20 protein-coding genes and 1 tRNA gene are annotated in these 23277 nt (G+C 37.8%); all 21 read left to right on the forward strand.

The genetic code is table 11. The annotated features are described in order from the left end of the window. The first annotated feature begins 130 nt into the window (after positions 1-130). The gene (locus LHV68_12555; protein MCB4792699.1) at positions 131-415 is read left to right on the forward strand and encodes a hypothetical protein; all 285 of its coding nucleotides are present in this window, start codon (positions 131-133) and stop codon (positions 413-415) included. Positions 416-625: 210 nt separating this feature from the next. Then, complete coding sequence (locus LHV68_12560) at positions 626-1315, forward strand: glycerophosphodiester phosphodiesterase (GenBank protein ID MCB4792700.1); 690 nt, start codon at positions 626-628, stop codon at positions 1313-1315. A 269-nt stretch (positions 1316-1584) separates the two neighbouring features. Further along, positions 1585-1656 (forward strand) — tRNA-Thr (locus LHV68_12565). Positions 1657-1681: 25 nt separating this feature from the next. Then, a complete protein-coding gene (locus LHV68_12570; protein ID MCB4792701.1) occupies positions 1682-3058 on the forward strand; it encodes a DUF2380 domain-containing protein in 1377 nt (458 codons plus the stop codon). A gap of 16 nt (positions 3059-3074) precedes the next feature. Beyond that, positions 3075-5321, forward strand: a complete 2247-nt coding sequence (locus tag LHV68_12575) for an O-antigen ligase family protein (protein MCB4792702.1) — start codon at positions 3075-3077, stop codon at positions 5319-5321. An 11-nt stretch (positions 5322-5332) separates the two neighbouring features. Then, positions 5333-7711 (forward strand): tetratricopeptide repeat protein, encoded by a 2379-nt coding sequence (locus LHV68_12580; GenBank protein ID MCB4792703.1) that lies wholly within the window; start codon positions 5333-5335, stop codon positions 7709-7711. Positions 7712-8485: 774 nt separating this feature from the next. Further along, a complete protein-coding gene (locus LHV68_12585) occupies positions 8486-8704 on the forward strand; it encodes an excisionase family DNA-binding protein (GenBank protein ID MCB4792704.1) in 219 nt (72 codons plus the stop codon). Positions 8705-8897: 193 nt separating this feature from the next. Further along, positions 8898-11411 (forward strand): tetratricopeptide repeat protein, encoded by a 2514-nt coding sequence (locus tag LHV68_12590; GenBank protein MCB4792705.1) that lies wholly within the window; start codon positions 8898-8900, stop codon positions 11409-11411. 247 nt (positions 11412-11658) lie between these two features. After that, entirely contained in the window at positions 11659-12417 is a 759-nt protein-coding gene (locus tag LHV68_12595; GenBank protein MCB4792706.1) for a YebC/PmpR family DNA-binding transcriptional regulator, read from the forward strand. A gap of 78 nt (positions 12418-12495) precedes the next feature. Then, on the forward strand, positions 12496-13017 hold the full coding sequence (ruvC, locus tag LHV68_12600) for a crossover junction endodeoxyribonuclease RuvC (GenBank protein MCB4792707.1): 522 nt from the start codon (positions 12496-12498) through the stop codon (positions 13015-13017). 132 nt (positions 13018-13149) lie between these two features. Beyond that, complete coding sequence (locus tag LHV68_12605) at positions 13150-13758, forward strand: Holliday junction branch migration protein RuvA (GenBank protein ID MCB4792708.1); 609 nt, start codon at positions 13150-13152, stop codon at positions 13756-13758. A gap of 139 nt (positions 13759-13897) precedes the next feature. Beyond that, on the forward strand, positions 13898-14929 hold the full coding sequence (ruvB, locus tag LHV68_12610; protein MCB4792709.1) for a Holliday junction branch migration DNA helicase RuvB: 1032 nt from the start codon (positions 13898-13900) through the stop codon (positions 14927-14929). 64 nt (positions 14930-14993) lie between these two features. Further along, positions 14994-15860, forward strand: coding sequence for a hypothetical protein (locus LHV68_12615; protein MCB4792710.1), 867 nt, complete (start codon positions 14994-14996; stop codon positions 15858-15860). Continuing rightward, positions 15857-16444 carry an epoxyqueuosine reductase QueH gene (locus tag LHV68_12620; protein ID MCB4792711.1) on the forward strand — a complete coding sequence of 196 codons (588 nt, stop codon included), beginning with the start codon at positions 15857-15859 and terminating at the stop codon, positions 16442-16444. Before LHV68_12615 ends, LHV68_12620 begins: the two co-directional genes overlap by 4 nt. Positions 16445-16538: 94 nt before the next feature. Beyond that, complete coding sequence (locus LHV68_12625) at positions 16539-16757, forward strand: DUF2905 domain-containing protein (protein ID MCB4792712.1); 219 nt, start codon at positions 16539-16541, stop codon at positions 16755-16757. Between the two features lie 362 nt (positions 16758-17119). Next, positions 17120-18262 (forward strand): SpoIID/LytB domain-containing protein, encoded by a 1143-nt coding sequence (locus LHV68_12630; protein ID MCB4792713.1) that lies wholly within the window; start codon positions 17120-17122, stop codon positions 18260-18262. A 119-nt stretch (positions 18263-18381) separates the two neighbouring features. Beyond that, a complete protein-coding gene (gene queA, locus LHV68_12635) occupies positions 18382-19440 on the forward strand; it encodes a tRNA preQ1(34) S-adenosylmethionine ribosyltransferase-isomerase QueA (GenBank protein ID MCB4792714.1) in 1059 nt (352 codons plus the stop codon). 53 nt (positions 19441-19493) lie between these two features. Beyond that, positions 19494-20615, forward strand: a complete 1122-nt coding sequence (gene tgt / locus LHV68_12640; GenBank protein ID MCB4792715.1) for a tRNA guanosine(34) transglycosylase Tgt — start codon at positions 19494-19496, stop codon at positions 20613-20615. Continuing rightward, a complete protein-coding gene (locus LHV68_12645) occupies positions 20605-21690 on the forward strand; it encodes a HEAT repeat domain-containing protein (GenBank protein MCB4792716.1) in 1086 nt (361 codons plus the stop codon). The genes tgt and LHV68_12645 overlap by 11 nt, the downstream gene beginning before the upstream one ends. Positions 21691-21787: 97 nt before the next feature. Further along, the gene (yajC, locus tag LHV68_12650) at positions 21788-22162 is read left to right on the forward strand and encodes a preprotein translocase subunit YajC (GenBank protein ID MCB4792717.1); all 375 of its coding nucleotides are present in this window, start codon (positions 21788-21790) and stop codon (positions 22160-22162) included. Positions 22163-22198: 36 nt separating this feature from the next. Next, positions 22199-23242 (forward strand): glycosyltransferase family 39 protein, encoded by a 1044-nt coding sequence (locus LHV68_12655; GenBank protein MCB4792718.1) that lies wholly within the window; start codon positions 22199-22201, stop codon positions 23240-23242. The last annotated feature ends 35 nt before the right edge of the window (positions 23243-23277 follow it).

Here is a 23277-nt window from a genome sequence, read left to right on the forward strand (position 1 = left end):
TAGTGCTATAATATGTCTTGAAAAATAAATATTATAACTCGAAATTGACAAAAGAAAAGCATTTTAGTATATTCGTGTATATTTAGATAAGTATTAACATGTGGAATTTTATAAGAAAGAAGGCACATTTGTGAAAAAGTATTCTGCGATAATCGGCTTGTTTCTGTGTTTTGTTTTTATGATCGGATGTAGCACTTTCAGGAATATGAAACAGAACTTATTCAAAAAGGGCGGCAAGGCGAAAACTGTTGAGGCTGTTAAATCAAAACCTAATGCAGTTAAAGCAAAAACTAATGTCATTGATGAAGACAAAGACGATGACGCATACGATGTAGATAAAGACTCGATGACAAAAGAAAGGCTCGGGATAGGCAATAAGAATGATCTTGAGTTTGACCTTGACGATGAAGAATAGATTATCCAACCGTTTAAATCCTCTAATTGAAAAACCACAAAATATAAATGAGCCCTTTATAAAAAGGTGTCATTCCCATGAAAATGGGAATCCAGTCCTACGAAGAACTGGATTCCTGCTGGAGTTTACCCTCGAATGCCTTTATCGGGGGCAGTAATGACAAAGCCAGGTTTTGTAGAGTGGGCCCATCATTCATAAAAAAGGAGAAACATGCTTTTAAAGATAGGGCACCGCGGCGCGTGCGGGTATGAACCTGAAAATACTCTTTTGTCATTTAAGAAAGCCCTTGCTCTTGGCGCTGATATGGTTGAACTGGACGTCCATCTCTGCAAGTCGGGAGAGCTTGTTGTTATACACGATGACAGTGTCGACAGGACAACGAACGGCAAGGGGAAAGTAATTTTAAAGAATCTTTCTGAACTTAAAACATATGATGCCGGAAAGAGTGAAAAAATACCTTCTTTAACTGAAGTTATTGAACTGATAAACAGAAAGGCAAAGATAAACATAGAGCTTAAAGAAAAAAACTCTGTTGAAAAAACTTTGGCAGTCGTAAAAGAATATGTAACTATAAAAGGTTGGTCGTATAATGATTTCTTGTTTTCATCATTTGACCTGAATATTTTGTATTCTTTAAGAGAACTCTCCGGAGAAAAAGCTCGTGTAGCCTTGTTAATTGACAAAATTGTTCCGGATATACCTAAGATAGCGGTTGACCTGGATTTATTTTCAATAAATATAGAAAAATGTATTGCTACACAAGGTTTTGTTAATGAGATGCATTTAATCAGCCTAAAAGTTATGGTTTGGACTGTCAATGATGTTAATGAAATGAAATTGTACACCGATTATGGGATCGACGGCATCTTCTCTGATTTTCCTGACAGGATACACTCCTAATATTGTATATATGTAAAAATATATATACATCCATTTGCCAAAAAAAATAGAATTTAGTAAAATTAATAAATATTTTTAGTATAGGATAACCTATACTTGATTACGGTGATTATTAAACACGATAACAATGATTAAAAGCTTAACATCCAGTAAAATCACAGTAATCTTTGTTTTAATCACTGTAATCAGTTAGCCCCGAAGGGGCTAAAGTATGCCGAGGCCATCCTTCGCATAAAGCTACGGATGACCCCGGTTAAGTTTGAAAGTATGCCGAGGTAGCTCAGCGGTAGAGCAACGGTTTCGTAAACCGTAGGTCGTGAGTTCAAATCTCATCCTCGGCTAATGCTTATTATTAACGAACATATAATGAAAAAAACTTTATTAGTTTTGATGATCGCTGTTCTCTTTTTTGCTGCTAATTCTTACTGCGCAAGCCCCGGCACAACGATATTCCCGATATTGAAAGTTAATCCGTCAGCATATTCTGCGGCTATGGGCGGTGTTAATGGGATAGTAAGTTCTCAGGTAGCTATAGATAACCCTGCTATTTTACCTTTGGTCCTGGAAGAAAAAATAGACGTAGAACATTTAGTCTATATTAATGACGTAAGTTACAGCATGATGACTTATGTTTATCCTATCAGCGAAAACAAAGCATTTTCGGGCTCTATAGGATATGTCGGGATAACCGGCCTTAATCGAACGGTTTATGACAGCACGAGCCCGGATCAATTTGTTGAAGCGGGTAATTTTAATTTTTCCGATGCTATTTTAAACCTTGGTTACGGCCAAAACCTGACCGATACTTTTTCTTACGGCGTAGGCTTAAAGGGCATAAAAGAAAACCTTGATACTAAAGATACTTATGATGCGATGATTTCCTTAAGCGGTTATTATGCCCCCAAAAACGATGTGCAGGTTAACTTCGGCGTTATCAATATGGGCCCTCAGGCTGCGGGGTTTGACGTGCCGAGAGGCGCTTATTTCGGTCTTGGGAATAAAATAAGTTATGATATGATCTGGGCAGGAGAAATTGTAGGCTACAGCGATCAGATATCTGAATTTCATACTGGTATTGATTATAAGATATCAAAAACATTGTCTTTAAGAGCAGGGTATAAGTACCCGTTCAAAGACCCTGGCCTTGGAGAATTCCCTAATATTAATTTTTCAGGAGGAGTGGGTTTTAGACTCGGAAGTTTTTCGCTTGACTATGCCTGGGTGCCGTACGGGGATTTCGGATCAACGCATAGAGTGGCATTATCTGCCAGGCTGGGAAGAAAATATTTAAAAGAGCAGGATGAACCTATTTTTTCTATAAAGAGATTTGAAAATATTGATGAAGAAAAGAAAATAACGAGCGTTGCCGTAACTAATTTTATAGCAAAAAGAGTTTCTCTGGTCAATGCTTATGCGGCTGCCAGTTACATAAGAATGAGCCTTAATAAAAGCGGAAAATTCAGCGTTATGGATTCACAGGAAATGGAATCAGCTTTAGGCGATCAGAAATATCAAGAATGCCAGGAAATTGAATGTGCATTAAGAATAGGCAGGATGCTGAAAGTCCAGAAAGTAATTATGGGCTCGGTAACAAAAATAGCGGATGTTTATTATGTGGCAGTGAATGTGTTCGACGTAGAATCCGGCAGTGTTTCCCAGTCCTTAGTACAGGATATCAGTGAAATAAGCGACCTTAACAAAGCTTGCGGGATCCTTTCAAGTAAAATAATAGGGCCGCACTAAAGTAAGGAACAGTTAAATGTCAGAATCTTCTAACTTTGTAAACAAGACAATAATTGATGTTACGGATAGAATTATCGCCTACGGGCTTCCTATCCTGTATTTTCTTATTTCCGTTGCATTTTATTTGCGCACGTATGATTCAGCCCAGATAAAGATTACCTTAATTGATATCGGTGGTGCGATAATCTTAGCTACCTGGCTGATCAAAGTAATTGAGGAAGATATTGTTACTTTTATAAAAAACAATATTGTTGTCATGGTTTCTTTGTTTGCTTTCCTGGTTTCCGGTGTAATATCGTATGCACTTTCTCCTTTTAAACTTGCTAGTGCTAATGAACTAACCCGCAGGATAATTTATATAGGGTTTGCAGTTATTGTCATAAAAGAGTTCGATAACAAAGAAAAATTAAGGACGTTATTTAATTGGCTTATTGCTGCAGCTTTTGTGGCAACGATCTATGGATTGATACAGTATTTAGATTCAGCTTTTTTCCCCGGCCCGCCTGAGCCCGGGCTTGATCCGTTTATATGGAGAAGAGCATTTGGGACCAGGGTATTCTCCACATTCGGGAACCCTAATTTTTACGGCGATTTTTTAGTTATTATGAGCCCGATAACGCTTGCTATGTTCATGTACACCAGGAAGCCGCATTTGATGGTCTTATGGTTGTTGATCGTATTGAATGTTTATTGGACCTATTCAAAAGGTGCGTGGCTTGGATTTGGCGCAGGTGTAGTTATTTTCATATTTCTGGCAGTAGGTTATTTCTTAAAAGCGAACAGGAAAAAACTGCAAAAAATATTGTTCGCTATGATGATAGGGACATTAATAGTCGTTTCATTCGGGATAGGAAAGAATTTGAAAGGCCGGACGGACAGCGCATCGTTCAGAATATTTACCTGGCTTTCGACCTGGGAAATGATAAACACCAATCCATGGCTTGGAACAGGGATAGGTACATTTTATATAACCTACCCTTCTTTCAGGCGCCCGCAGATCTTCTATATTGAAGGAAAACATAATACCGAGACCGACCATCCCGAAGATGAATATTTAGAAGTCTGGTATGATGAAGGGTATGTCGGGATAGGAATATTCCTTTGGCTTTTAATGATGTTTATATTAATGGGTTTTAATAATACGAAAACATTCCGGAAAAAAGACGAAGAAACTTCGCAAAATGATGTGCGCTCTTATTACCAGTTGGGTGTTTTAACTGCACTCCTGGCGCAGCTTGTTCACAACCTTGTATGCGTTTCTCTGAGGTTCGTCTCGTCAGGGGTTTTTTTATGGCTCCTGATAGGTATCATCGGCGCCTTGAACACACACAATCCTTTGCCAGAAACTCCTAAACCGTTCGTAAATAATACTAACTCGGTCCCGAGATTTATCAGGCAGTTTTTCCAGATCGCTATTGCCGGCATAGCTGTTTATCTTGTAATAATATTTTATGGATATTTTGATGCTGACATGAATCATAATATGGCTATATACTATTCAAAGCAGGGCGATTGGACAAATGCGCTTAAGCATTATGAAATGGTCGTAAAGGAAAACCCGTCTTTTATAATGGCGCATTATTTTATGGGGAATGTTTATAATGACCGCTGGATGCCGGATGATGTTAACCGCTCTATAGGAAAATATAAGGATGTCTGGAAACTTGCGCCAAATTACGTGCAGTCTCACCATCAGGCAGGCCTGATATACCTTAAATGGGGTGAAGATGTAGAGCGGATGGCCCAGGAAGCCCAAAAAAAAGGAGATAATGCAAAGGCTGCCGAGCTTAATAAACAAAAGGTTGAGATTTGGGACAAGGCTCTGCATGAATTTCATTTATATCAGGAGATCGACCCTGTTTTCCCTTTAAATTATTATAGAATAGCATGGATATATATGCAGCTCGGCCAAAGGGACAAAGCGGAACAGATATACCTGGAACATTTGAATTTCCCTGAAAAATTACAGCATCATCCTCACGATGCATGGGTGGCAGATTGGGGAATAAGGCGCAGGCGCGAATTATCCGAGACCTGTGTCAATTTAGGGAACCTTCATTTTATGATAAATGACGAACCTAATGCCGAGAAATATTATAAAAAAGCATTGGAGCTTTATTCGGATTCTGAGATAGCTATGAAAAACCTTGCTGCGATTTACGGCAGAAAAGGAGATATAAAAAATGCTACTGTCTTGTGGCAGAATCTGAGAAGAATAAATCCTAACGACCCTGATGTGAAAAGGGTATTTCAGCAGCGCTAAATAATGAAATAATGAAAAGAATTTTCTCCTATATACTTTATTTAACCTTATTCATACCCCCGCTGATATTTTTTACAGACCTTACACGCAACCCCTATTATTTTCAGATAGTCTTGGTAAACAGCCTGACTCTTTTATTATGGATAACCTGGCTGGTTAAAGGCATAAAAGACAGGGAGGTAACACTTTACCGGACACCTCTTGACCTTCAGCTGGGCGCTTTTCTATTGATCGCAACAGTTTCCTGGCTTGTGATACTTCTTGAGAATTTTAATACCCCTTATTTAAAATACTCTGTTTACAGCGAGGGTTCCAAACGCTGGTTCTACCTTTTAGTCAATTCCGTCCTTGTCTATTACATTCCGGTATATTTCTTAAACAAAGAAACCCGTAATAAGTTTGTTAATATAATTATTCTTGCAAGTTTTATAGCTTCGGTTTACGGTGTTCTGCAATATTTCGGTATAGAATTTATCTGGTCCAAGGTCCTAAACCCTTTCGGGGGAAGAAGCGTTTCCACATTCGGCAACCCGAATTTCCTGTCATCATACCTGGTCCTGTTATTCCCGGTAATATTTGTTTTTTATATCCAATCAAAGTCTTCTTTGGCAAGACTTTATTACTTTATAGTATTTTCAAGCAATTTTGCCGCCCTTCTGTGTACTATGACGCGTTCTTCCTGGCTCGGCGCTTTTATAGCGATGATAATGACACTGTTTTTTATCTGGGTGTACGAAAAAGAACTCTTTAAGAAAATACAGTCAATGGTAACTGTGATGTCCTTTATTCTGCTCTTTGCGATAATTTTTTGGCCTAAAAGCACTGTTTCTGGTTATAAGCCTTCAGTGATTGAGAGGTTGACAGAAGCCAAACAGATGAAGACAAATTATTACGGGCCTTTCCATCAGCGAAGGCTTATATGGTCATGCGCCTGGATCATGATAGTTGAAAAACCTGTTATCGGAAAAGGATGGGGGTGTTTTGAGTTGTTCTATCCTTTTTATCAGGGCAGGCATTTGTTCTTAAGGGCATATCACGGGCTCCGTACTCATGCCAACAATTGCCATAATGAGATCCTTGAAATATGGTCTCAAACAGGCACTTTGGGTTTCGGGATCTATTTGTGGCTCATATTCAGCGTTTTTAGTTTCGGGTATTTTATGATAAAAAACACTCAAAAGGAAGAGCGTCTTTTATCAATAGCGCTGCTGTCTTCTTTGGCAGGAATGCTTTTTGACAACCTTTTGAACGTATCTTTGCATTTTGCCATTCCCGGATTTTTATACTGGTGGAACGTGGGGCTTCTTGCAAGCCTTGAACAGAACAGGGGAAGAGAAGTTGATCTAAAACCGTTATTTAAACAAATAATGCTTTATTTTATAATAATATTTTTTGTATTTTTTATATTAAGATATGTAGGTAATTTTCTGGGCGAGGTCCATTATTTCGCGGGTTTCAAATTATCCAAGCAGAATGAAATCATGGCATCTATACCCGAGCTTGAAAAAGCCCATAATTACCAGCGTTTTGAAGTAAACAATAATTATGAACTGGCAAATTCATATGCGAGGTCTAACCAGCGGGATAAGGCAATTTATATGTATAAAGAGTCTTTAAGGGCGAATGCAGGTTATGACGAAATATATTTCAACATGGCAACGGTCCTTGTCCAGATGGGAAAGGTGAATGAAGCGCTTCCTGAATATACCCGGGCTCTTTATATAAACCCTGTTTCTATGGAAGCATATTCTGCCCTGGGCAGTATTTTTTTACAGGACCCGGACCGTTACAATGCTTCAGGGATAGCTTTGTTCAAGCAGTGTTCGACGTTATTTCCCGATAACAAAGACGTCTGGAACAACATGGGGTACCTCTATACAAAAACTAACAAATTCGACGAAGCCCTGGAAGCATATAAAAAAGCTATTGCACTCGATCCGGATTTTGACCTTGCAAAAAGAAATGCAAGGATAGTGCTTTTAAGAACGAATAAAAAGGATCCTTTCATAGACGATATAGAGAATTCTTTTAACAATATTGAAATCAACGTAAAATCAAATAACTGGGGAAAAGCGCTGAAGATCTGTCAACACCTGGTAGAGATCGCCCCGAATAGTTTTAAGGCAAGGCTCTACCTGGCAAATATTTATTTCACATTAAAAGATTTCGACAAAGCCGCAAAAGAATATAACGAGAGTTTACGTCTTAGGCCTAGCAACCCGCTTGCCATGACTAATCTAGGGCTGTTATATTTTGAGACCAAGAAGTATGACCTTGCAAAAAGAACCTTTGAAGACATCCTCAGGATAGACCCGAAAAATGATACCGCAAAACAGATCCTTCCAAGGATAAATTCAATCCTCTATACTCCTGTACAGAACAGGCAGTAAAAACCTGAGATTCTTGAAAAACCTCCAACAATCTCTGATTATGACTTCTTTAGCGTTACTTAATGAAATCCCTTTAGGGTACAAATTTTCAAAAAATGATTACACAGATTAAGTCCTGGCAGTTCATCTATGTAATCCGATTTTACAATCTGTACAATCAAGATACTCGATGAGTTTTTCAATGATCTTAAATTTCAAATACCTACTTTTAAAATCTTATCATTAGTATTCTTATTCTTCCAAACCTCTCTTAATTTCTCTAATCAAACCTTAAAAGTTCCCTGTGACTAAGCACGGGGGTGTATCAGGTTCCGCCAAAGGCGGACAGGCTTTAGTCTGCATTCAGATTTCATACTACGGGCGTAAGCCCGTAATGGTTGATTTTTGTGGTTTCTAATCACTACAATCCTATTTTTAATCTGCGTAATACCTTTTCTTAAAAGTATTTAAAAGAATAATAAAATATTATATAATCATCTTGACAAACTAAAAAGAATATATTATATTATTACCAATTATAGCTCGGTATTAAATATATTAAGTCTATTTGCGAAAATATTTATTAAAAGGGAGGTAACATGGGAATGGTAAGCAAGGCTTTATTCAGATTTCAAGTCGGCGAAATCCATCTGAAACATGAGTTTCATTTGTTCCTATTTAAGATCGGGAGAAAGATAAAAAAAGCGATAAGGTTAATAAATTTCCATTATAACATCGTAGTGAAATAATAAAGTCATGGACAATTTAATTTATTGTTAATAATTGGATATAAAAATGGCTATAAAAAAATTTTTTAATGGTGAACTAGAAATAATTGATATTGCCGCATTGGCAAAAGAACTAAATGTACATAAGGTGACGCTCTTGAGGAAAATAAGGGAAAACAAACTTGCAGCCCAAAGGATAGGAAGAAGCTATTGGGTTTCTAAGGATTCTCTTAAGACTTTTCTTGATGACGGGCTTCCAAAAATCTCCGCAAAAACTTCCAAATAAACCAAACACACGGTATAAAACCTATAAATAAAGAAGCAGCAACTTTTGGATAATAATTTGTACGGTGATTTTTGTTTAAGGGTTAAATAAAAATAGCAATATAAGAATATATTTAGTATAATAACAAAAAAACATAAAAATAAATTTAGGTAAAAAAATGTTAAAACGAAAAAAACAGGTCGGGAATTTACCAATGGGTTTTCAAGAAAACATAGAGCTTGGCAAAAGCTTGCTCAATCAAGGCAAATACGAAGAATCTGAAAAATATTTCTTACAAGCAATAAAATTGAACCCCAAAAGCGAACAAGGACATTTTGAGCTTGGGAAAGAATATTATATTCAAAATAAAATGCAGTATGCAGAAAAAGAGTTGAAAAAAGCAATAAGTATTTGTGATGAGAACAAATATGCATACCTGTTGCTGGCAAAAGTATACAAGTCACAGAGGCATAATATTCAGGCATTAAAAATACTCTTAGAGTTAATCAAATCAGGGCATGCAATGCTAGAATCTGAAATAGAGATAGACTCTATTTGTGAAAATGCAGGCCATCATACCTGTGTGATAGACGGGCATAAACAAACGATAAAAGAATGGGTAGACAAAGTAAGAAAACGGCTTTTATCAGCGCGGGTAAGTAAGATAGACAGGGAGATAAAAGGTTACAAAAAAGCGATAAATAAAACTACGAATAATGCAGATTTACACCTGGCATTAGCACAGGCATATGATCTAAAGAAAGAATACAGTAAAGCTATTGAGGAGTATAAAAAAGCTATGCTTATGGGCATGGCTAATACAGATGTACACCTAATGATAGGCGAGGCCTATTATAGAAGCGGACAATACTCTTCTGCTGCAGAAGAGTTCAGGTGTGTTCAGGAAACAGCCCCGTCGCAAGACATGCTTTTTAAACTGAACAGGATATATAAGAAGTTGAAAAAATTTGATCTATGTTTAGAAACAGGTTATAAATTCATCGAGAATGAAAATATTGAGGATAAAGAATATAATAATAAACTTGTTGATTTTTTTAAAAGAACCGGCAAGAAAAAAATAGCAGATGAAGAGTTCAAAGTTAAAATAATAAGGACTCCATATTTTGAAAATGAACTGAAAGATGACACGGATTGTTGTTTTCTTATTCCTATAGGCATGGGCCGGATAGTTTCGTACCTGAGGTCTAACAGTATAACTATCGATCAGGATGACCTATACGTAAAGATTAACCGCGATAACATGTCGGGTTGTGAAAAAGACAAGATAGATAAAAATGTGTTCTTTGATGAGAAAAGAATAATTGCATATTCAAACGGCAATAAGGACCGATATATCGATTCTCTGATGGAAAAGATGGAAGATAAAACTCAATTAAATGGCTATAAAGTCATCCTTCTTTCAATACCTGTTCTCTTCACAAACATAAGCAGTTATATGTTCGCTTTAGCTTTTACTAAATATTTAAAAAATAAACATAATCCAATAATAATAGTCGGTGGCCACAACAGTACAACTGCAAAAATACTGACTTATGACCTCGATAATATAGATTTTGTTATAGAGGGTAAAGGTGAGAAAACGCTTTTAAAGTTGTTAATGGCATTAAAGTATGGGGTATGCATCGATAATGTCCCTGATATTGAAATAAAGAAGAACGGTAAGCTGATATCTTCACATCAGCGCGTTAAACTGGAAATTATCCCTGACTATAATGGCCTTCAATTAAGTTATTACGTATATCAAAATCAGCGAAAACAAAAACTCAGTGATACTCAAAACGGTGTTAAAAGCATATTGGAAGATTTTAATAACAGTGAAATAATAGTGGCACCTTTTATTTTACTGGAAGGTTGTTCAAATGAATGTGCTTTTTGCGTTGATTCAGCCCCGAACATGTTGCTTTCTTTAAACCCTAAAAAGGTTATTGAATACTTAAAAAATTTCAAGGAAAAATATGCCGTAAAATACTTTTTCTTTTTGGACAATACGATAAATGTTTCGAAAAAATATATAAATGAACTTTGTGATGGGATAATAAATTCAGAGCTGGACATTTTGTGGTGCGATTGTGCAAGGGCAGATAATCTTGACAGAGAGACGCTTCTCAAGATGAGGAAAGCCGGGTGCATAAGGCTCGTTTATGGCCTGGAAACGGCAAGCCCCAGGTTGTTAAGATATATCAATAAGGAGATAAATCTTAAGCGGCTGGAAAAAATACTTTCCTGGACAAATGAAGCAGGGATTTGGTCCGGTATAGAGATCATATGCGGTTTCCCGCACGAAACAAGAGATGATTTAAAAATGACAATAGATTTTCTTAACAGGAATAAAAGCCTCATTAATACAACCTACTACAATATATTCCATTTACAGTTCGAGAGCCGGATGTATTCTGACCACAAATGTTACGGTATTAAGAATATTTCAAAGATAGATACTTATAAATATGTACGGAATGAATTGAAAGGGCTGAGTCAGTTTTCTTTTGATGAGACAGAAGGGCTTAAATGGAAATATAAACTGACCGATATGATAGAAGGGTATGATTATGTGCTAAAAGAGATGGGTATGAATGAAATAGAGCGTTCAAATTATGAGCTAGAACATTTTTTATTTTATTTATATTCAAAATATAGTAATAAAATTGACGTTGCTAAAGTGTATGACAAAATTAACAAGGCTTATGCGTCAATTATATATAAATAATCACAAAACACAAGAGGCTATTTAGTATTTTTTAGTCAAATATTACGCTGGTATATTGCATTTAGTAAGTATAGTTTTATTGACAATATATATAGAATTTAGTAAAAATATCTAGTTAACAAATGAAAAGTGTAAAGTGTAAAATAAAAAATGCAGTTTAAAGAACCGAATTACGTAAAAAAAATAATTACGAATGTCCTTTTAAAAGGATTTGCATTTTGCAATAATTTATTATAGGAGTCTTAATATGTCAGGTCATTCAAGGTGGGCAGGTATTAAACATAAGAAGGGCGCAATAGATGCCAAAAGAGGCAAGATATTTACGAAAATAGTGCGTGAAATAGCTGTCGCTGCAAGAGCGGGCGGTGGAAGCATTGAAAACAATGCACGGCTAAGAAAAGCCATAGAATTAGCAAAAGAGGCTAACATGCCGCAGGACAATATTAAAAAAGCAATTCAGCGCGGCACCGGTGAAATACCCGGGGTAGTTTACGAAGAATTGTCCTATGAGGGTTACGGCCCGGGCGGGGTCGCGGTCATGGTAGAAATAACCACCGACAACAAGAACCGCACATCATCGGAAATAAGAAATATTTTTTCAAAGCGCAACGGTAACCTGGGCGAAACAGGGTGCGTCTCTTGGATGTTTAAAACTAAGGGTTATATCGCGGTTGAAAAGAAAAATTACGACGAAGAAAAACTGCTCAACCTTATCCTGGAACTCGGAGCCGAGGATATGAAAACCGACGATGAAGAGGTCTATGAGATCTTTACAAAACCTGAGAATTTCGAAGAAATAAAAAAAGGGCTTGAAGCAAAGGGAGTCCCTGTCTCAGTGGCAGAGGTGGCGCCCCAGCCGCAAACCTATATACAGCTTAACGGAAAAGATGCCGAGAATATGCTTAAAATAATTGACGAGCTGGAAGCTCATGATGATGTTAAGAATGTTTATGCGAATTTTGATATTTCCAAAGAAGAAATGGAAAGGATAGGAAACCTGGAATAGCGTATAGAAAAGTAAAGATCCATCCATATTTTAGTTTTTCTCTACGCTCTACGCTAAACGCTATCCGCTGATAAGTAAATGATAGATGAATCTAAAAATAAAAGCACGATTGTTTTGGGGGTAGACCCTGGTTTGTCAATGACTGGATGGGGAGTAATAATCAGGGGGACGAATGACCGGCTGGTCTTAAAAAATTATGGCTGCATAAAAACAAAACCCTCCTCACCTTTGATCGAAAGGCTTAAAAACATATATTTTACTTTGAATAAAGTTATTGAAGAGTATTCCCCAGAAGTGATGGCGATCGAGGAATTATTTTTTTCAAAAGAAGCACGGACTATAGCTTCTGTAGGTCAGGCACGAGGGGCGATACTTATTACAGCGGGCTTGAAGAACCTGCCGGTTTATGAGTATAACCCAAGGCATGTGAAAATGGCACTTACCGGTTACGGGTCTGCGGATAAAAAACAAATACAGCAGATGGTAAAAATAATCCTGGCCATGAAAGAAATACCTCAGCCGGATGACGCCGCCGACGCCCTGGCGCTTGCGATATGCCATATTAATACAAGCAATTTCAAATTGAAAGCCAATATATGAAAATCAAAAATAAAAAATCAAAAATCAGAAATTCAGGTGTTCTCTTCCAGAGAACGAGTTTAAATTATTCGCCGAAAAGGCGAATACCTTAATTTTACATTTTGATATATAATTTTTAATTTAGGTTTAACTATGATTACGCATCTAAAAGGCAAGCTGGACAAAAAAAGTTTAAATAAAGTTGTTATCGATGCAGGCGGTGTAGGGTATGAAGTTATGACACCTCAATCTGCAGTCGAAAGACTTCCTGATATAGGCCACGAAGTAAAGCTGTATATAGTCGAGTCTTTTTCAATGTATGCAGGGGGAACGACTTTGTACGGTTTCTTATCAGAAGAAGAGCGCGAGATATACCTGCTTTTAAAAGAAGAGATACCCGGAGCAGGTGCAAAGAAAGCCCTTGATTACCTGGACAAAGTATCAAAATCTCTTCCTGATTTCCGGCAGGCAATTGTAAGAAAAGATATATCTATCTTAACAGGTGTTTTTGGTTTTACGAAAAAGACGGCAGAAAAAGTAATATCCAGCCTTAAAGATAAGATAGCAGAGATTCAAATCAGCGGCAAACAAAAATGGCCTTCTTCGATCGATTCAAGCATTGAAACAGAAGCTATTTTTGGGTTGATAGCACTGGGCTACAAAGAAGGCCAGGCAAGAGATGCTGTTGAAAGGTCCTTAGACAAAAATAAAAAAGCTGTTCCCGTAGAGGAAATAATTAAAAGAGCGTTAAAATATTTATGACCCGCCTGCACTGGACGTTCGCCTTTGAATCTTTGGCGGACAGCTTAGGCGGGTCACCTGAGATTTGATAGAATTTAACTTATATTTTGAAGTTACAATATTATTCAGCATCTAAAAGCAATTTAAGAGGTATTTTCAGGTGAAACAAGAAGATAAAAGGATCATTGACGGCGAAGTAACAATAGAAGAAGTTAAAGTTGAAAATACTTTAAGGCCGCAAAGCCTTGATGAGTTTATCGGGCAGGAAAAGCTTAAAAGTAATTTAAAAGTCTTTATAGAGGCGGCAAAGAAACGAAAAGAGCCTCTTGACCATTGTCTTTTTTATTCTCCACCCGGGCTTGGTAAAACCACGCTGTCTCATATAATATCCCGTGAAATGGGGGCAAATTTACGTTCCACATCAGGCCCTGTCTTGGAGCGTGTGGGAGACCTTGCCGCAATCCTTACAAACCTTTCCGAAGGAGATGTCCTGTTCATCGATGAGATACACAGGATGAATCATCTGGTAGAAGAATCATTGTATCCTGTTATGGAAGATTTTGAACTAGATATAATTATCGGACAAGGCCCGTCGGCAAAAACCCTCAAACTTCCTATCCCAAAATTTACATTGGTCGGCGCAACAACCCGTTCAGGCCTTCTTTCAAGCCCATTAAGAGAACGCTTCGGGATAGTCAGCCATCTTACTTTTTATGACCTTGAAGAGTTAACTAAGATAGTGGACCGCTCAAGCAGGATCCTAAATATTGAAATCGAACAAGATGCCAAGACGGAAATAGCTCAAAGGTCAAGGGGTACACCAAGGATAGTCAACAGGCTTTTACGCAGGATCAGGGATTTTGCCGATGTAAAGTCAAATGGCAGGATAGACAAAGATATCGCTTCCAGTTCTCTGAAAGCCCTTGATATTGACGAAGCAGGCCTTGATTATATGGACAGGCGGATACTTGAAACAATAATCAAGAAGTTTTCCGGCGGCCCAGTCGGGCTTGAAACTATAGCGGTGGCGGTCAGTGAAGCGGTTGATACTATAAGCGATGTTTATGAGCCATACTTGATTCAGTCAGGTTTTTTAGCGCGTACCCCCAGAGGCCGTATCGTTACTGAAAATACCTACAACCATTTAGGATTAAAAAATCCTAATGTGCCTAAAGGCGAGTTGTTTACATAGTTACCTTTAAAAAGACAGCTTATATTTTCATGTTTTTGATATAAACTGTCTTTATCATTTTATTATGGAAAAAATTGATTTTATAAAATGCGGTTCATGCCTTAATGTCCTAAAAGACATCCATTCTGTATTTAAGGTATCTGCGACATTAAACCCTTATATAAACTGTATGTATAGTTGTGTTTATTGCCCGTTTGCCAAAACGAACAGGGTGGGAGTAAAGACAGATTATTTGCATTTTCTTGAAAAGAATTTGTCGGAAGGAACGCAAAAATATCCTATAGGATTTGGATCTATGACTGAACCCTATAGTGACCTTGAGAAAAAATATAATCTAACCCACCACAGCCTTGAGATCATAATAAAGCATAAATATCCGGTCCATATTTTTACTAAATCAAATACCATCCTTCGGGATATTGAGCTGTTAAGGAGTTATTCTGGAGAAGGCCTATTGGCTGTCACCGTTTCTATTTCTACCTCTGACAATAAACTTTCTCAATTATTGGAGCCGGATATTAATATCCTTGAATTACGGTTGAACCTTTTGCAGGAATTAAAAAAGCAGGGCATTTTAGCCGGGATTACGCTTGCTCCTATAATTCCTTTTATAAATGATTCAGCATCAGCACTTGAAGAAGTTTTCGACTTTGTAAAAAGTGATGCCCGGTATATTTTACCTGGAGTTTTTAATATTGATTCAAATGTCCATAAAGAAAAAATAACTGAATTTATCAGCAACAAATATCCAAAGCACAAAGATGAATTCCTTGAGCTTTACAACGGGAAAATAATACCCGATAGCTTATACTCAAGCCGGATAAATGAGGTTTTAGACAAGCTTTCAAAGGAATATAATATACCTCTAAACATGCCGTTGGAAAATGAAGTTCCCTGTCATACCGACATAGCTCAGGAGCTTTTGAAATGAAGATACTCCTGCACCACTGCTGTGTACCTTGCTCTCCTGCAATTGTCGAAGATTTAAAAAAAGATTTTGAAATAACCAGCTTTTGGTTCAACCCGAATATCCAGCCTAAAGAAGAATACGATAAAAGAAAAATATCTTTCGAGTTGTATATTAAATCCTTGGATATCCCTGTGTATTTCGGATCCTTGGTGTCATGCGATATCTGGGATCAGGGAAGATGGAAAGACAAAGCCTCCAGATGCAGGGCTTGTTACTTAGTGAGGTTAAACGAAACTGCACTTACGGCAAAAAAAATGAATATTGATTATTTTTCAACAACGCTTCTTTCAAGCCCTTATCAAATGCACGATCTTATCCTTGAGGCAGGTACCGAAGCATCAAAAAAACACGGCTCTAACTTTGTTTACAGAGATTTAAGGAAAAGTTATTATAAAGGCAAAGACCTATCAAGGAATCAAGGTTATTATATACAAAAATATTGCGGTTGCCTCCTGTCAAAGAAGGAAAGAGAAGAACAAAGGCACAGAGATAAAGGTGGAAATCCTTCGGCAAGAGCCGTCCCGTCTCGGCGGGACTTTAAATAATGTGACATCCTGCCTCCGATGCTTCTATACGGAGTCCGACAGAATAATCGGACTTGGCGGGAGAAAGGTATAAAGGAAAAGGGTAATAAAAGTTATGCCACAGGTTATAGGTAAGGTTTTTATAATTATAGGATTAGTTACTGCCGGGATAGGGTTTGTTATAATGTTTTTTGACAAGATCCCGCTTGTTGGCAAGCTGCCCGGTGATATTCTTATAAGAAAAGGTAATTTCACGTTTTATTTTCCGCTGGTTACCTGTGTAGTATTAAGTATAATTTTGACGGTTATTTTACTGGTTTTCAAACATAAATAGCACTACTTCGTTAAGTGAGCTTTTACCATTGCGAGCCAGAGGCGAACAATCTCGACGTTTTGGAGATTGCTACGTCGCTTCGCTCCTCGCAAAGATACCGAAGAAGAAAGAGTTTCGTATGATATTCGATTTAACGAAGTAGTGATAGGGCTTACTGAAAAATGAAATTACTTATTGAATATTCAATTAATAGTTTGATAAAAATGTAGTCATAAGTGCACGGTTTTTGCATAGTTTTTGTTTAAGAGCTTGCACTTTTTCTTATCTTTAATTTTTCATTAAGCCCTGATTACACAGATTTACTGCCAAGTGTAATCAGAGTAATCTGAAGTTCAATCTCCGTAATCAGGGTTTTAAAAAATATGATATATAAATTGGTTGTATTATTTTATTTCTTCAACTTTTTAGCTGTTAATGCATACTCCAAACAATTTCCTGCAACAACAGTTAAAATAGGGATACTGCAAGATCAGAAATCATTTAATGTGAGTTGTGAAGGCGATTATTATGCTTCTGAACTTAAAAGCGGTAAAAGGGAAGATGTAAAGTCATCCGATATTTACCTGGTGCGCGGCCAAGGCGCAAAAATTAGATTTAACGGTTTTAGTTTTGAATCACCAGTAAGGCTGATGGCAAAAAATCCCAAGGACAGGGTAACCATAGACGGCAAGCATTACCGCGACAGCCTTTTGATCTTATGTAAAGACGGCAGGCTTTCTTTAGTCAATGAGCTGGGGCTTGAAGATTATATTTACGGTATACTGCCGAGGGAAGTAAGCCCGGAGTGGCCGCTTGAATCCTTAAAGGCTCAGGCTGTTATAAGCAGGACCTATGCCCTGCAGAACATAGGCAAGCACGAGAAAGATGATTTTGACCTTTGTAACACGGTCCATTGCCAGGTTTACGGCGGAGTTGAATCGGAAGATTCAAGGTCCAACAAGGCCGTTGAAGAAACAAGGGGAGAGGTCATTATTTTTAAAGATAAGCTTGCTCATGTTTTTTTTCACGCTGCCTGCGGAGGGCATACTGAAGACCCGAATGAAGTATGGAATTACGGAGAAGAAGTGCCGAAGTACCTTATGGGACATACATGCAGGTTTTGCAAGAACAGCCCTCACAATAACTGGAAAAATGAGCTTAGCGCGGAATATATAAGGAAAAAATTAAATACAGCAGGTTACGATGTAGGTGAAATAAAAAGAATAAGCGGCGCAGGCAGGACAGGTTCCGGCAGGGTTAGAAATTTAAAGGTAACAGGCGAGAAAAAAAGTGTGGCTATAAATGCTGCAAAGTTCAGGCTTTTCGTAGATACGTACCTTATAAAAAGCACTTATATAGATTCAATAAAGAAAAAGGGCACGAAATTTGTCTTTGCAGGTTCAGGCTGGGGCCATGGGGTAGGTATGTGCCAGTGGGGGACAAAAAAGATGGCTGAAAAAGGATACGATTATAAACAGATATTAAAATATTATTTCCCAAAAACTAGTATCGAGAAGTGGAAATAGGAATTAGTGTTTAGCGGATAGCGTAGAGCGTATAGAAAAACTAAAACTTAAATGGAGTTTGAAGTTTCATATAAGCTATCCGCTCTACGCTCTACGTTAAAATAGAGTATATTAACAAAATGGAAACTGAAACGGATTTATTGCTTGCATCATACGATTACACTCTTCCCAAGGAACTTATAGCTCAAAAACCTTTGGAAAAAAGAGACGAAGCAAAACTGCTGGTGTTAGGCCGTCATACCGGAGAAATAACACACAGGTCATTTAAGGATATAGCAGACTACTTAAATCCCGGAGATCTGTTAGTCATAAATAAAACAAAGGTCGTGCCTGCCCGGATTTTTGGAAAGAGGGAGACGGGCGGCAGGGTAGAGGCCTTATTCCTCAATGTAAATGAAGCCGATATGAATGATAGAAAAGCTTTAGCTCTACTAAAACCCCCGATTCCTCTTAATAAAAAAATAATATTCCCGGATAATTTAGAGGCTGTTGTATCGGGAAAAAATGAGTTAGGTGAATATGTAATAAAACTATCTGGCCCGTTTTTAAAACAGGTCCTTAGTGAATACGGACAAATGCCGTTGCCTCCTTATATAAAGCGCGATAAAGTTAATAACAGCCCTTTAAAAAACTTTGATGCTGAAAATTATCAGACCGTATATTCAAAAGAAGACGGGTCTATCGCTTCGCCTACTGCAGGGCTTCATTTTACCAAAGAACTTTTAAAGGATATCAATGAAAGGGGAATTGAGATAATTGAGGTAATTCTTCATGTAGGCTGGGGAACATTCCGGCCCGTCAAAGCGCAGGATATTACCCGGCATTTTATGCTGCCGGAACATTATTCTATCAATCAAAAAGACATAGACAAAATAAAAGAAGCAAGAAAAAAAGGTAAAAAAGTTTTTGCAACCGGAACTACCGCGGTTAGAGCGCTTGAATCCGCATTTTCAAGGGGCAGCGAAAAAAGTTTCGGTGAAACCGATCTTTTTATCCATCCAGGGTATAAATTTGGTGTTGTGGATGCCCTTATAACAAATTTCCATCTGCCGAGGTCAACACCTTTATTACTTGTTTCTTCGTTTGCGTCAAGAAAAACGATACTTGATGCGTACAAAAAGGCGATACAATTAAGTTACAGATTTTATTCTTATGGCGATGCGATGCTTATTCTTTGATAGCGTACAGCGTTTAGCGTGTAGCGTATAGGAAAGTCAAAGTCCTCTATACGCTGGTAAATATTATGTTTAAAATATCTAAACGATCATTGGAATGTTCTGCGCGTACTGGAGTTCTTAAAACTTCTCATGGTGAGATAAATACTCCTGTATTCATGCCGGTTGGGACTCAGGGCACGGTAAAAACCTTGTCTTCAAGAGAGCTGAATGAATCGGGTGCGGAGATAATACTATCCAATGCGTATCATCTATACCTGAGGCCGGGCGCTGATATTATTCAGGAGTCCGGAGGTATACATAAATTTATCGGCTGGGAAAAACCTGTACTGACCGATTCAGGCGGATTTCAGGTGTTTTCCCTTGCTACTTTACGTAAAATAGATAATGACGGCGTAGAATTTCAGTCTCATATTGACGGCTCAAAACATTATTTAAGCCCGGAAAAATCGATCGAGATCCAGCAGAAGCTGGGTGCAGACATAATCATGTGTTTTGACGAATGCCCTCCTTATCCCTGCTCGTATGAGTATGCAAAACGTTCCATGGATTTAAGCCTTGAATGGGCAAGAAGATGTAAAATCAAAATCGAACAGGATAATAAGAGCCGTCAGCTTCTATTCGGCATAGTTCAGGGTTCCGTATATAAGGATTTGCGCAGGGAAAGCGCTCTTAAGACCGTTGAAATTGATTTTCCCGGCTATGCAATAGGCGGCCTGGCTGTCGGTGAGCCCAAAGAAGAAATACTTGAAGTATTAAAAACAGTCCTTCCTATACTGCCGACACAAAAGCCGCACTATGCAATGGGTATCGGCATGCCGCAGGATCTATGGGATTGTGTAGAGCACGGGGTTGATATGTTCGATTGCGTGCTTCCAACCAGGAACGGCAGGAACGGGCAGGCATTTACTTCAAGCGGAAAAGTAAATATAAAAAACACTGAATATATAAGGGATTTCAGGCCTTTAGACCCTGAATGTGACTGTATGACATGTAAAACTTATAACAGGGCATACTTGAACCATTTATTCAGGGCCCAGGAGCTTTTAGTGCTTAGGCTTTTAACTTTACATAACATTAATTTTATGATAAAATTAACAGCCAAAATTCGAACAGCAATTATTCAGGATAGCTTTTACAAAGAAAAAAAAATATTTTTTCAGCAATATGCTCAATAAATCATCAAAAATCATTGTATTTTCAGTGTTGAATATTCTTCTTGTCTCTAATGTAATGGCAAAGAAGAATATTTATAATGATGCTGCTATAATCCTTCAATCCGGCCTTACCGACCAAAACCGTGAAGTGCGCCTCCTTTCTATAGGCATGCTTCCGAATATTGGAAAGGAATGTATCCCAACTTTAATAAAATTGCTCGATGATGAAAGTGATTTTATTAAAGTAGAAGCAGCGCGGTCTCTTTTTAAATTAGAGAACAGGTCCGGCATCCCCGTCTTAAGGGAAATTTTAGCGAACAAGCCGAAACTCTCCGAAAAAATTGATGTAGCCGCACGTATGAAGGCTATCACTCAAGGGACGGTCCGAGTTAAGGCAGCCATTGCGCTTGGTGAAATAAAAGATATAGGTTCTGTTCCTTTATTAACTAAAACTCTTGATGATGACGACGGCAGAGTAGTAGATGCCTGCCTCCTATCCCTGGCGAAACTTGGTGACCGTAAAGCAAAAGATGATTTTGCTTCAGCGTTAAAAAGCACAAAACCGCAAGTAAGAGAAGTGGCTGCGCAGGCTTTGGGTAATATAGGAGACCCGAGTTATATACCTAAAATACGCGAAAGATTAAAAGACTGGAGCAGGGATGTAAAGGCGGCATCTATAACCGCTCTTGCAAAGTTGAACGATAAAGAGAGCTTTTATGCCATAAAGGGGCTTTTAAAAGACGAGGATATTATCGTAAGGCAAAAAGCCGTGGCTGCTCTTGGAATGCTTGGCAACAAGGGAGCTGTAGATTCCTTAGAAAACATGCTTGAAGACCCGAACGGCCTGGTAAGGATATCGGCTGCTGAAGCTTTGTGTTTACTCGGTGACGGTAACGGAAAAAGTTATTTATTAAAAATCCTAAAAAGTGATAGCAAAGACGGTAAATCAGAGGTACTTGATTCCCTTGAAAAAATAATCACTATAAAAGATGTAAAAATATTGGACACCTTTCTTGATGACAGCGATAGATCTATCGCTGTCAAAGCCGCAAATTTGATAATAATAGCAGAAGAAAAAGAAAAAATAGACCGCTGATAAAATCATCAACAGTTTTGATTACGACAATTGATAACTGTTATTATGGTGATGTGGCGGCCCCGCCTTGGCGGGACAAAACATACGGGAGGAATTAATGAAAACCAGGTTTTTTTTATTGATTAGCACGATATTGAGTTTCAAGGCCAGTCTTTTTGCGCAGGCGGCTCAATCGCCCCAGAGCGCATTGGGAAGTTTCTTCCCTTTGATAGTAATTTTTATAATTTTTTATTTTTTGCTGATAAGGCCGCAGCAGAAAAAAGCTAAAGAACACCAGGCAATGTTAAATGCATTGAAAAAAGACGATAAAGTAATAACGAGCGGCGGGATGTACGGCGTAGTATCAAGCGTTAAAGGAGAGATAGTAGAATTAAAGATAGCAGAAGGCGTAAAAGTCAATATGACAAAATCGTCAATAACCACCATAATCACTCATGACCAGGAAATTGTAACCCCGGAAATAGTAAAATAGATTTATAAAAGGTAGAGGGTAGAAGGTAGACGGTAAATGGTTTTTTGTAAAAATCTTGAGGTGTTTATCAATCCGTTTACCATCTACCGTTTCCCGTCTCCCATTAAGTTGAATATTATGAATATTAATTGGGAAAATGTTGCTGGAAATAAACGGGTATTGTTTGTATTTCTTACGATAGTTTCTTTTTTTGTGATATTTCACAGGTTAAATGAAGCATATTTAGGCGGGGACGATTGCTACTATTCTGAAGTTTCAAAAGAGATGGCAAGAACCGGCGACTATCTTACGCCAAAATATAACTATGTAAAAGATTTTCATACCTCCAAGCCTCCGATGCTGTTTTGGATGAACGCCCTTTCCGGAAAGGTTTTCTCATTTAATAATTTTGCTATGCGGCTCCCGTCTGCGATACTTGGTTTTATCGGCGTAATTTCTTTGATGTTTTTTGTAAGCAAATACCTGAATTTCTATACAGCCTTTGTTTCCGGGTTGATACTTACATTTACACAGCAATATTTATACCATTCAAGGAGTGCGGTAACTGACGGGCCATTCAGCGTATTTTTTGCTCTTTCGCTGATGTCGTTCTGGGTTGCAAAATCCCGGGACAAATGGCAGTCCTATTATCTGATGGGTTTCTTTGCGGGCCTTGCCGTAATGACAAGGCAGATTCCAGGGCTATTTATATTGGCTGTTATCTTTGCATATATCTTTTTATTGAAAGAATTTAGTATTTTAAAGAATATACATTTTTACGGCGGTATAATACTTTCTTTTATAGTTTTTATGCCCTGGCATATAGCCGTGTATTTAAAGTACGGCAATGAGTTTATAAGCCAGTATTTCAATGTCGCTCTCATGACTGCTTTCAAAGGATACCCTGTTGAATATTCAGGGAACCCTTCTCTTAACCCCTGGTATGCATATTTTCAGATACTTATAAACAATTACTGGCCCTGGCTTCCATTTTTAGTTATCGGGCTGTATCAATTTGTTAAAAGATTTAAGGAAAATAAATCGGAAAATAACAACTTCATATTTTTCGTTGTTTTATGGGCACCAAGTTCAAGTTGCTAGTGCAAAATTGACATGGTTTGTAGTGGGTTTGTTAG

This window comes from Candidatus Liberimonas magnetica (assembly GCA_020523885.1).
Taxonomy (GTDB): domain Bacteria; phylum Elusimicrobiota; class Endomicrobiia; order Endomicrobiales; family JAFGIL01; genus Liberimonas; species Liberimonas magnetica.